Origin of the sequence: Paraburkholderia lacunae (assembly GCF_003353175.1) — a bacterium.
Classification (GTDB): Bacteria; Pseudomonadota; Gammaproteobacteria; order Burkholderiales; family Burkholderiaceae; genus Paraburkholderia; species Paraburkholderia lacunae.
In genome coordinates this window covers 1-12,289 of the sequence record NZ_QHKS01000039.1, presented here as the reverse complement: position 1 = coordinate 12,289, position 12,289 = coordinate 1, and the positions used below count along the sequence as shown (strand labels likewise).

Annotated in this window: 9 protein-coding genes; all 9 read left to right on the top strand. The window is 62.2% G+C overall.

Annotated features, from left to right (window positions below):
• Nucleotides 1-2 precede the first annotated feature (2 nt).
• Complete coding sequence (locus DLM46_RS34740; RefSeq protein WP_115108703.1) at nt 3-980, top strand: ABC transporter ATP-binding protein; 978 nt, start codon at nt 3-5, stop codon at nt 978-980.
• Nucleotides 977-2,020 carry an ABC transporter ATP-binding protein gene (locus tag DLM46_RS34735; RefSeq protein ID WP_208866399.1) on the top strand — a complete coding sequence of 348 codons (1,044 nt, stop codon included), beginning with the start codon at nt 977-979 and terminating at the stop codon, nt 2,018-2,020. Before DLM46_RS34740 ends, DLM46_RS34735 begins: the two co-directional genes overlap by 4 nt.
• Nucleotides 2,017-3,630, top strand: coding sequence for an ABC transporter substrate-binding protein (locus tag DLM46_RS34730; RefSeq protein WP_115108697.1), 1,614 nt, complete (start codon nt 2,017-2,019; stop codon nt 3,628-3,630). Before DLM46_RS34735 ends, DLM46_RS34730 begins: the two co-directional genes overlap by 4 nt.
• Nucleotides 3,627-5,570 carry a CocE/NonD family hydrolase gene (locus DLM46_RS34725; RefSeq protein WP_115108695.1) on the top strand — a complete coding sequence of 648 codons (1,944 nt, stop codon included), beginning with the start codon at nt 3,627-3,629 and terminating at the stop codon, nt 5,568-5,570. The genes DLM46_RS34730 and DLM46_RS34725 overlap by 4 nt, the downstream gene beginning before the upstream one ends.
• A gap of 181 nt (nt 5,571-5,751) precedes the next feature.
• Nucleotides 5,752-6,852, top strand: coding sequence for a porin (locus tag DLM46_RS34720; protein ID WP_115108693.1), 1,101 nt, complete (start codon nt 5,752-5,754; stop codon nt 6,850-6,852).
• 159 nt (nt 6,853-7,011) lie between these two features.
• Nucleotides 7,012-8,571: a methyl-accepting chemotaxis protein gene (locus DLM46_RS34715; protein WP_115108691.1), complete on the top strand. Its 1,560-nt coding sequence runs from the start codon at nt 7,012-7,014 to the stop codon at nt 8,569-8,571.
• 493 nt (nt 8,572-9,064) lie between these two features.
• Nucleotides 9,065-9,700 (top strand): hypothetical protein, encoded by a 636-nt coding sequence (locus DLM46_RS34710; RefSeq protein WP_115108688.1) that lies wholly within the window; start codon nt 9,065-9,067, stop codon nt 9,698-9,700.
• Nucleotides 9,697-11,697 (top strand): DDE-type integrase/transposase/recombinase, encoded by a 2,001-nt coding sequence (locus DLM46_RS34705; RefSeq protein WP_115108686.1) that lies wholly within the window; start codon nt 9,697-9,699, stop codon nt 11,695-11,697. The genes DLM46_RS34710 and DLM46_RS34705 overlap by 4 nt, the downstream gene beginning before the upstream one ends.
• Nucleotides 11,698-11,725: 28 nt before the next feature.
• Nucleotides 11,726-12,289 (top strand): AAA family ATPase (locus DLM46_RS34700; protein ID WP_133300428.1); only part of this gene is annotated, 564 nt, incomplete at its 3' end.

Below are 12,289 nucleotides of genomic sequence, written 5' to 3'. Positions count from 1 at the left end.
GCATGTCCACCCCTACCTTGTCCGTGCAGAATTTGCGCACGCATTTCTTCACCGGTGCGGGCGTCGCGAAAGCCGTCGACGACGCGAGCTTCGACGTTGCGCCAGGTGAGATCGTCGGCCTCGTCGGTGAATCCGGTTCCGGCAAATCGATTACGGGCTTCTCCGTGCTCGGGTTGATCGACGCACCGGGACGTATCGTCGGCGGGCGCGTGCTATTCAAAGGCGAAGACTTGACGACGCTCACGCCTGAAGCGCTGCGCCGGCTACGTGGCAACCGCATCGCGATGATCTTCCAGGATCCGATGATGACGCTGAACCCAGTACTACGTGTCGACACACAGATGATCGAGGCGTTCCAGGCCCACACACGCGTATCGAAGCATGCGGCGCGGCAACGGGCGCGCGATGCCCTCGCGTCGGTCGGCATTCCGTCGCCGGACGAACGCTTGCGCGCCTATCCGCACCAGTTATCGGGCGGCATGCGGCAGCGTGTGGCGATTGCGATCGCGCTGCTGCACGACCCGGAACTGATCATTGCCGACGAACCGACCACCGCGCTCGACGTCACGATCCAGGCGCAGATCCTCGCGGAAATGCAGAAGCTGTGCGCCCGCTCGCATACAGCGATGGTGTGGGTGAGCCACGATCTCGCGGTGGTGGCGGGGCTGGCGGACCGCATTTGCGTGATGTACGCCGGCCGGGTCGTCGAAACGGGCAGTGTCGACGAGATTCTCGAACGGCCGCGCCACCCCTACACGATCGGGCTGATTGACTCCGTGCCCGAAAAGGCCCGGCGCGGCGAACCGCTCAAACAGATTCCGGGTATCGCGCCGAGCGCACTCAAGCTGCCGGTGGGCTGCGCGTTCGCGCCGCGCTGCGCGTACGCCACCTCGTTGTGCCGTAGCGCCGAGCCCCCCGTCACCGGCGACGGCACGCATCTGTACCGCTGTTTCCATCCACGTTCCGGAGCGCCCGCATGAACGCACCCCATGTCATGGCGCCGCTGGTCGAAGTCGACCAGATGTCGCGCCGCTTCGTTCGTCGCCTGAACTACGCCGAGCGGATCGCCGGCTGGCTCGGCGCGCGCGCGGAGGAACAGATCGTCCACGCGGTCGACGATGTCAGCCTGACGATTCATCGCGGCGAAGTGGTCGGCCTCGTCGGCGAGTCCGGCTGTGGGAAGTCGACGCTCGGCCGGATGCTGGCCGGGATCGTGGCGCCGTCGAGCGGCTCGATCCGCACAATCGAGAACACCGCCGAGCCATCAGCGCCGGGCAGCGAGCACGTCAGCATTCGCGCTGGACATCGCGCACCGCGCCACCGGCTCGCTACCCAGATGATCTTCCAGGACCCATTGTCGTCGCTGAATCCGCGCAAGCGGGTGCGCGACATCATTGGCGAGGCACCGCTCGTGCACGGCATCGTGGAGCGCAAACAACTGGATTCGTATGTCGTCGACGTGATGGAGCGAGTTGGCCTGAATCCGGATTTCCGCGAACGCTTTCCACATCAGTTTTCCGGCGGCCAGCGTCAGCGCATCGGAATCGGCCGCGCTTTGGCAGTGAACCCGGATTTCCTGATCTGCGACGAATCGATCGCGGCGCTCGACGTGTCGATCCAGGCGCAGATCATCAATCTCTTCATGCAACTGCGCCGCGATCTCGGTCTCACGTACCTGTTCATCAGCCACGATCTGGGCGTCGTCGAGCACATCAGCGATCGCGTCGCCATCATGTATCTCGGCCGTATCGTCGAAACCGCGCCGACCGTCGAACTGTTCGCCAATCCGCAGCATCCCTACACGATCGCGCTCCTTGCGCAGGTGCCGCGCCTGTCGAACCGCAAACGGCAGTTCGAGTCGATTCAAGGCGAAATTCCATCGCCACTCGCGCCACCCGACGGCTGTCATTTCCATCCACGCTGCCCCCACGCGACGCAGCGTTGCCGCACCGAGCGCCCTCTGTTGCGCCCGAGCGGCCCCGCTCATCAGGTCGCATGTCATCTGGTGGAGGTGCAATGAACGCGGCGATTTCATCCATGCGCCGACGCGGCCTCAAGCGCACGGCGGTCATCGCGCTCGCGTGCGGGCTGAGCTTTGCCAGCGCGGCCACCATCGCGCAGGCGCGCTCGCTGACGATGGCGCTCGCGTCCGAGCCGCAGTCACTCGATCCGCTGTTCTCGCGTACGCAGAACAATATGCAGACCGCCGAAAACATGTTCGAGCGGCTGATCGAACAGGACGACAACCTGCAAGTCCGGCCAGGTCTTGCTGTGTCGTGGCGCGCGGTCGATCCGCTTACGTGGGAATTCCATCTGCGCCCGAACGTGCGCTTCTCGGACAACTCGCCGATGAGTGCCGACGACGTTGCGTATTCGCTGCGCCGCGCGCGGTCCGTGCCGAACAGTCCCGCGCCGTATTCGGGCGCGGTCGCGAACATCGCGCGCATCGAGGTCGTCGACCCGCTGACGCTGCGCATTGTGACGAAGACGCCTTCACCCGCGTTCGTCGAGCAGATCGGGCTCGTTTATATCGTGTCGCAGCACGCGACGGCGGGGCACGCGAGCAACGACTACCGCCTGCCCGCCGTCGCGGTCGGCACCGGTCCGTATCGCCTTGCACGCTGGATTCCGGGCGACCGTCTCGAACTCGTGCGCAACGACCATTACTGGGGCAAGCGGCCCATTTTCGACACGTGCACCATCCGCTTCGTGTCGAACGACGCCGCGCGGCTGTCGGCCTTGCTCTCCGGCTCCGTCGACCTGATCGATAACGTACCGCCCGTCACGATCGACCGCCTGCGCCGCGAACGAAACGTCACGCTCTTTTCCGGTCCGTCCGCACGGCTCATCTATCTCGCACTCGATTCGGCGCGCGACGCTTCGCCATTTGTCGCGGCCGCCGACGGCTCGACGATCGCGCGCAATCCGCTGCGCGACGTGCGGGTGCGCGAAGCCATCTCGAAGATGATCGACCGCGACGCGATTACGCAACATCTGCTGAACGGCGCCGGATTGCCCGCTGCGCAAATCGTGCCGCCGGGTATGGGCGGTTATGACCCGCAGCTTCAACCGGACCGGTACGACCCCGTCGGCGCGCGACGCCTGCTTGCTGCAGCCGGCTATCCGGACGGCTTCCGGTTGACAATCCATTCATCGAACGATCGCTTCGCGAGTGACGGCGATCTCGGCCAGGCGCTCGGCCAGATGCTCGCGCGCGGTGGCATCGCCGTGAACGACGTCGTCACGCAACCCTACAACGTGTATGCAGGCGCCGCTGCGCGACGAAGCTACAGCGCGTTCGTCTTCAGTTTCGGCAATACGACCAGCGATTCCGCGATTGCGCTGACCAACGTGCTCGAAAGCTATTCACGCGAGGACGGCACTGGCGCCTTCAACCGCACTCGCTATTCGAACCCGACGCTCGACCGGCTGTTGCGCGAAGCGTCGGCAACCTTCGATCCCGCGCGCCGCAACCAGTTGCTTCAACAGGCGGCGCGCGCGGGATTCGGCGACTACGGCATCGTGCCGCTCTATTTCCCGGTGGACTACTGGGCGGCACGCAACGGCGTGATCTTCCATCCGAACAAATCTGAACGCACCTCGCTGCTCTTCATCGAGACTCAACCATGACTGATGCTTCTTTCCGTAGCGGAGCGCTTCCCACTGATTCGGCGCTCAACTCGCTTTGCGACGCGATGGTGCCAATGCGCGATGGCGTGCGCCTCGCCACCGACGTGTACTTCCCCGCCGGTTATCGCGCCGGCATTGATGCGCCGCTGCCCGCGATTCTGGAACGCACGCCGTATGGCAAATCCGATATCTCTCGTTCGGAAATACATCATGGGCAGCCTCCCGCGAATCGCGCGGATGTAGCACGCTATTTCGCCGCGCGTGGCTACGTGGTCGTACTGCAAGATTGCCGCGGCCGCTATAACTCCGAGGGGGTGTTTACAAAATATGTCGCTGAAGGCCCAGACGGCTTCGACACGATCGAATGGATCACGCAACAGCCTTGGTCGAACGGCAAGGTTGGCACCATGGGACTGTCGTACGCGGCCCATACCCAGCTTGCCGCCGCTTGCCTGAATCCGCCGGGGCTCGCGTGCATGGTACTGGACTCGGGCGGTTTCGCCAATGGCTATCAATGCGGCATTCGTCAGGGTGGCGCCTTCGAACTGAAGCAGGCAACGTGGGCGTTCAACCGTGCGAAAAACAGCACGGCGGCCGCTGAGAATCCGCTGGTCGCCGCTGCGCTCGACGCGAGCGATCTGCGTGAGTGGTTTGCCCGAATGCCGTGGCGGCCGGGCCACTCGCCGCTGGCGATGGTGCCTGAATACGAGGGCTACCTGTTCGAGCAATGGGCGCACGACGTGTTCGACGACTACTGGAAACAGCCGGGCATCTATGCCGAGGGCTACTACGACACCATGAAGCGCGTGCCAACGGTACTGATGTCGAGCTGGTACGACGCGTATGTGCGCAGCACGCTCGATAACTTCGCCGCACTATCGGGCACCCCTGGCGCCCCTGCCTATCTGATCATGGGTCCATGGCTGCACGGCGACCGCAACGTTTCATATAGCGGCGACGTTGAATTCGGGCCCGACGCGGTTATCGAAGGCCAGATTGCGAACGATTGGCTGGCGTTCCGCGCCGACTGGTTCGACCGCTGGCTGAAACCGCACGCGGCGTCGAAAGGATCTGCTGATGCCGTCGCACGTATCTTCGTGATGGGCGGCGGCAGTGGGTCGCGCAATCCGCAGAGCCGCATGGAGCATGGCGGGCGCTGGGTCAATTCATCGCAATGGCCGCTGCCCGGCACGCGCCTCACGCCGTTTTACCTTGCGAAGGACGGCTCGCTTTCAGCGTCGAATGATGCATTGCATGCGGAGCCCGCTGCGATCTCGTATTCGTTCGATCCATCCAATCCGGTACCGACGATCGGCGGCGCGCTGACGTCGGGCGCACCGGTTTTCGAAGGCGGCGCATTCGACCAGCGTGAAGACCCACGCTTCTTCGGCACGCGGCACGCGGGCATGCCGCTCTCGGCACGCTCCGATGTTCTCGTGTTCCAGACCGAAGTGTTCGAAGAAGACGTCGCCGTGGTTGGGCCGATTGTCGTGAAGCTGTGGATTTCGTCCGATGCGCCCGATACCGATTTCACCGCGAAGCTGATCGACGTCTATCCGCCAAATGCAGATTACCCGCATGGCTACGCGATGAATCTGACCGACGGTATTTTCCGTTGTCGCTTTCATGAATCATGGACTGAGCCACGCACCCTTGAAAAAGGCCGCATCTACGCGATCGAAATCGAACCGTTCGCCACGGCGAATCTGTTCAAACGCGGCCATCGCATCCGCCTCGACGTCTCCAGCAGCAATTTCCCGCACTTCGACGTCAACCCGAATAGCGGAGAGGCGCCCGCGCTGGCGCGCACACCACGCGTCGCAGTGAACCGCGTGCATTTCGGCGCAGGTCAAGCGTCGCACGTCGTACTGCCGCTCGTCTCTGCAGCATCGCTCGAAGCAATGCGGCCCAAGCCGACGGATAGCCGTAAAACCAGCTAGAAGCACCTCCGCACCATCCCGTTGCCGGTCATTGAGGCGTCGCGTTCAGCGCGACGTCCGAGGCCACTTTTTGCCCGCATTTTTTGCGAATACCCCGAAGCAACCCGAAACAGCACGACAGCTTCCGGTTCGTCGCACGCCGATTTTCAACAGCAAGTCCAACTCCAAGAGGAAAAGCACCATGCGCAAACAGACACTTCCGGCGACCCTGCTCGTCATCGGCGGCATCGGCCTGACGGCCGGCGCAGCACACGCACAGTCGAGCGTCACGCTGTACGGCATCGTCGACGGTGGTTTCACATACACCAGCAATCAGGGCGGCAAATCGAACTATCAGGCGACGTCCGGCAACGAACAGGGCTCGCGCTGGGGCCTGCTCGGCAGCGAAGACCTCGGCGGCGGCAATCATGCCGTATTCCGGCTCGAGAACGGCTTCAATGTAATGAGCGGCACGGCCAGCGCGAATGGACGTATTTTTGGACGACAGGCATGGGTGGGTCTGTCGAGCGATCGCTATGGCACGTTGACGCTGGGCCGTCAGTACAACGCGTCGCAGGATTCGTTGGAGCCGCTGCAAGTTGCCGCCGATACCGTTCAGTACGGCACGCATCCGTTCGATGTCGATGACATCAACAACACGTTTCGCACCGACAACTCGATCAAATACGTGACGCCGACCTTCTATGGTCTGCAGATCAACACGATGTATGCGCTGTCGGGCAATCCAGGCAATTTCGCTACGAACCGTTCATACAGCGTTGGCGCGAGCTACGCGAATGGTCCGTGGCATCTGGGCGCGGCCTACGTGATGCTCAATCATCCTGCCACCGACACGACCGGCGCGATTCCATCCGATAACTACTTCACGTTTCTCAAGGGCATCAGCCAGCAGCGCATTTACGGCGCGGGCGGGCTATACGACATCGGCAATGCAAGCGTCGGCTTGATGTACACGAACACGCGCTTCGAATTGACGCCTGCGAGCCGATACCAGACCTACCAGAACGCTGAAGCGAGCCTACGCTACCGCATCACGCCCACCTTGCATGCGGCGATCGGCGAGACATATACGAATGTATCGACGAACGGGAAGGTGGCCTCGTGGCACTACTGGCAGACGACGACAGGGCTTCAATACTTCCTGTCCAAATCGACTGACGTCTACATCGACTTGCTGTATCAGCGCGCCACGAACGCTGTCGCGCAGATCGAGGGAGCATCCGGCCCGTCCAGTAGCGGCACGCAATTTATTGCCGTCACGGGCATCCGTCACAAGTTCTGACCACCCGGCGAACGCCCGGATATCACCGATGCGTTCGCTGTTGCCATGTCGAGAGCTTGCGCCGAACAAACAGAATGCCGTTCGGCGCGAGATATACCGTGTGCGGTCGCCCTCACACAGGAGGCTGGCAGCACATGGACAACGTCTTAGGAAGATGCCATGAGAGCCGCCCTCCAGGGAATCCGCTTCAAGATTGTGCTCGCGCTCGGCGTGTGCGCCGCGCTGATCGCGACCACCGGGCTGATCGGCGCGCACGGCATGTCGATACTGAACACAGACATGCACCGGATGTACGCCGACGACACCTTGCCGATCACCGATCTTGCCACCGTCGAAAGCTCGGCGCTGCGCATCCGCCTCGGTCTGATGCGCATCCCCTCGATGCAAAGCTCAGCAGACGCAAAGGCGATGATCACGCGCCTGGCAGCGACACAAAAAACTCTTGACGTTGCCTGGCGCGACTACTATCCGGCACGCCTGACGCAGTCCGATGAACGCGATGTCGCCCGCCACATCGATGCCGCGATCGCCGCGTTCGCGCCACAAGCCGCGCGTGCGGCGGCGATGCTCGATGCAGGCGATACCGCGCTAGCGCGCCCACTCCTCGACGCACTCGCCGACACGAGCCAGGTCATCTATAACGGCACGGACCGGATTGTCGGCATAAAAACCGCGCATGTCCGCCAGACCGCCGACGACGGAGCAGACCGCTCTCGCCGGATGTTCCTGTTGTGCGGCGGCGCCGTCGCAATCGCATTGGTGATCGCATGCGGCGTCGGCGCCTATCTGGTCCGCGGTATTTCGCGACCGCTCGATGCATCGATAGCTGTCGCGTACCGGATAGCGGACGGCTGGCTGGAGAACGGGATCGTCGCGCTTGCCGATGACGAATTTGGTCAGTTGCTGCGGGCGCTGGCGCAGATGGACGCGCAGCTTACGGACGTCGTACGCCGAATTCAGATGTCGAGCGAATCGATCCTCGCTGCGGCGGGTGAAATCGCCGACGGCAACCGCGATTTGTCCTCGCGCACCGAAGAGCAGGCGGCGTCGCTCGAACAGACCGCTGCCAGCATGGAGCAGCTCACCGCGACAAACCGCCAGAACGCCGACCACGCGCGCGAAGCGATGCGGCTGGCCGCCGAAGCCTCGCAAGTCGCCCACGAAGGCGACGGCGCGACCGCTCGTATGCTGACTACGATGAGTGACATCATCGACAGTTCGGCGAAGGTTTCCGACATCACGACGTTGATCGAGGGCATCGCGTTCCAGACCAATATCCTCGCGCTAAACGCGGCCGTCGAAGCGGCGCGCGCTGGCGAACTCGGGCGCGGGTTCGCCGTGGTCGCCGGCGAGGTCCGCACGCTTGCACAGCGCTCGTCGAAGGCGGCGAAGGACATCCGCGAATTGATCCGCAGTTCGTCGGCAACGGTACAGTTGGGATCAACGCAGGTGGAAGTGGTTGGCCGCACGATGGCGAGCATCACGCGCGCCATCAGCCGCGTGGCGGACATCAACACGGCCATGTCGGTGGCATCGGAAGAACAGACGAGCGGCATCGACCAGATTAACCGCGCTGTGAGCCAACTCGACGAAGTAACACAGCGCAATGCCGCGCTAGTCGAACAGGCATCCGCGGCTGCACAAACGCTGGAAGAACAGGCCGGTCAGCAGCGGCAAATGTTGAGCGCGTTCCGGTTCCGCAGCCAAACGATGGCGTAGAGGGGACCACGTGCTGGACTCACGCAGGGCCTTCGGTCGAACTCACACGAGAAGCCTGCGTCGAGTTCGCTTCTTCAGTCTACGGAAGTTTGAGGATAGTTTCGTGAGTATGGATTGCAGGCAAAACGTTGGCGTTGTTGTTAGTCGCATGGACGACTCTTGGGTGAGGCGCTTATTTCATGCTTTGAAGCTAAGTAAGCAGCGACATCAACAGCGCCTATTAATTGTATTAGCCTGGACCGGACCTGACAGGTAGTCGGGGAAGCGAATTAAGGAAGGCGATTCAGTGAGGAATCAGTTTCTCCCTGGCAAGTTTGCGTAGGACGTAATAAATTTGTCACCAGCCCTCCCAGTAACCGCGGGCCAAAGCGCGACCTGTTGACATTTTTATTTACCTTCGAATCGGAATGAAAGCGTCAACTCGCATATGTCCGTATTAAATTTGCCAACTCGCCTCCTACACTTCGAATCCCGTCCGTAGGAGATTGATCTCATGGCAGATACCCTTCGCGTGGCCGAGCCGATTGCGCTTGTCCGTCCACGCGGCGCACATCGGTTCGAAGCCTTCAGCCCCAAGCTCGCGCGCCGCGTCATGTTCTACAGGCGTCCGTTGCTCGAACAATGGCTACTGCTCGAGGCGAACCCGAAGGTAATCACCTTCTGCGAGCGGCCAGGCTATGTGTTGATTGACGGATACCGCCGCCTTGCCGATTTCTGGGTGCGCTACCTTGATCGTGAAGAGTTGGTTGTACTAAGCGACCTGATCGTCGGATCCGATCTGGACACGTCACCCGCCGAGCTTGACGTTGGCGCCTCTGAGGTCCGGTTTGTCGCATCGGCTGACCTAACCGCGGCGCGTGTGTGGACGGAAAACTGGCAGCGCATCCTCCCTTACCTTGTTGCGAACCGGGGCCTCGTTCCGACAACATTGCCACAGGCGATCGCGCATTTTGTGAAGGAGCCCCGGCGATTACTCGATATCGAGCGCGAATTCCTAACCGGTGACCCCGTGATCGTTCGCGCTGCCTTGTTCGGCCTGCTCCATAGCGGTCGCGTTAGCGCTTCGGCACTTCAGACGCAACCGCTCTCGCTGCTCACCTCCTTCACAGCTTTGGAGGCGACATCATGAGTCGCCGCACGCCGGAGTTACAGACGATCGATGTCAACGCATGGCCCACTGTCGCCCATACCGAACTCGACGAGCCAGTCCGCCGCAAGTTTGAGGCACGTCAGCGGGCCATATTGCGCTACATAGCGGGGGAACCGATCAGGGACATCGAGGAGTCGACACACTGCGATCGCCGGCAACTGTACCGCTGGCTTGAGCGTGCCCAGACGGCTCATCCCGACGGCCGCCCTTTCGGCTTTCGCGCGCTCATCCACTATGCGCGTATCGCAGAATATGGGCGAGTGCGTGATGTGCAAGTACGAGGCGAGCGCGGCAGCCGCGGTGCCGCCGGTGCTCTCGCGCAGCTTCTCGAGCGCTATCCGACGTTGACTGGGTGGCTGCTGCTTCAGGTAAAGCAACGCAAGATACTGCTTGAGCAGATACATACTGACGGGCACCTGCGCACGCGTCTGCGGGGCCTGCAATCGCTGCACGACAATTTCCTGCGCCAATGCCGGTCAGTCGGATTGACGGCGGCCGACTACCCGCTGAACACGGCAGACCATGCGGTCCGCTCGCTTTCGCGACGGTTGAAGGCGGAGATGCTGCGAAGCTTCGGCTCGGCTGCACGCTCAGCGGGCGCCACGCACCTCAAGGGCTTGCCGCGCGTTGACGACACCGGCCCGGCCGTGGCGGTCCGGCCATATCAGGTCGTCGAGTTCGACGGTCACCGGCTGGACGTTCGTCTGAAGGTGGTAGTGCGCGATCCGCTCGGCTTCGCACACGAATTCGAGATGGAAAGAGTATGGTTGCTTGTGATCATCGACGTTTGCACTCGTGCCGTGATCGGGTATCACATCGCATTGGCAAGGGAGTACAGCCGCTACGACGTCATCAAGACCATCGAGAATGCTCTGACGCCCCATCGCCCGCGGACGTTCACAATACCGGGCCTCACGTACGGACCGCAGGATGGCTTCCCATCAGGCCACATGCCCGAACTGGCCTATGTGACCTGGGAGTGGATCAAGCTCGACAACGCGAAGGCCAACCTCGCAAACGAGACGATGACCGCGTTGTGCGAATTCGTCGGCTGCCTGGCTGACGCCGGACCTAAACACAGTCCAGACGAGCGGCCCTATATCGAACGGTTCTTCGGCACGATTGCCAGCCGACTGTCTTCACGTTTGCCGGGATACACGGGTTCGCACATACGCGACCTTCGCCGGGCGCTCTCGGATCCCAAAGGCGATCTGCGTCTCTACGTTTCGCTCGATGAGCTGGCGGAACTGGTCGAGTACGCCATCTCGGGCTACAACGGGACACCGCACCGCGGACTGAACAACGCCACACCGCTGGAAGCGATGGAGTACTTCGTCCGCAGCAGGCAAACCATGCTGGTCTGGTTGGCAGAACATCAGCGCCGGACGCTCTGCCTGATGCAATCGGCAAAACAGTGCCGCGTGCGGGCCTACCTCGAACAGGGCGTGCGTCCGCACATCAACCTGTATGGCGTGCGCTACACGAACCGTGTCCTTGCAACCAGTACGCACCTGATCGGTCAGCATCTGCTGATCTACATGAATGCCGACGACCTGCGCTCCGTGCGCGCTTTCCTGGCTGACGGCATGGAGCTGGGCGTACTCGAGGCGCAAGGGGCGTGGCGTGTGGTGCCGCACAACCTCAGGCTGCGTCAGCAGATTCTCAGGCAACGGGGCAAGCGGCGACGCACCGCTAACCTCGATTTCAACCCTATTGAAGCCTACGTCGACGAGAAGCTGAGGCAAGCGAAGAAGACCCGCAAGGCAGCGACGGAACTGGCCCACGCGACGCGGTTGCTCGCATCGGCACCGACCGTACGCACGCCCGTCGGTCCGCCCCACCAGCCCGGAACAGTTTCCGTCACACCGGGCACGGCGCCAGGGATGGATGCGCAAGCGGCCACGGTCAACGAGCTTACGCCACGCACCTCGGTACGACCGCGAAAGCTTTCGATCGGTACCGGTCAGGTGTTTTAACTCCGCTGTTCAAGCTGCGAGGTGTGTCATGTCGCTCCAGATTCCGCGTCCGATCGATCCATCGCTGCACCCACTCGTCACCGGCAACTATCGTCTTGCCACGCCGGCGATCGAGGCGCTCTATGAGCTCGTCGCGCGTTGTCTGCGCTACCGTATCATGGGGGCACTTATCTATGGGCCGTCGCGGGTTGGCAAAACCCGCGCTATCGAGTACGTGCGGCTCCTGCTCGCCCGTCAGTACCCGAAGATAACCACCTACCACGCGCAGTGCGAGCATAAGCCGCGGCATGCAGAAGGGCCCTTCTTCGCGACTCTGCTGGAAGCGGTGGGCGATCACGCACCGAACGCCGGTACCAGTTCGGCCAAACGCTCCCGCCTGTCGCTTCGTATTCGCGAGGCAGCCGCACGCTCAGGAAGCAACGCCGTGCTCCTGTTCTGTGACGAAGCCCAGAGGTTCAATGAAAATGAATACGAGTGGCTGCGAGACGTGCATGACGTGCTGGATCGCCAGCAGATCAAGCTCTTCACGTTCCTCGTCGGGCAGGAGGAACTGCTCGCGCAGAAGACCGCGTTGCAGGTCGCAGGCAAGACG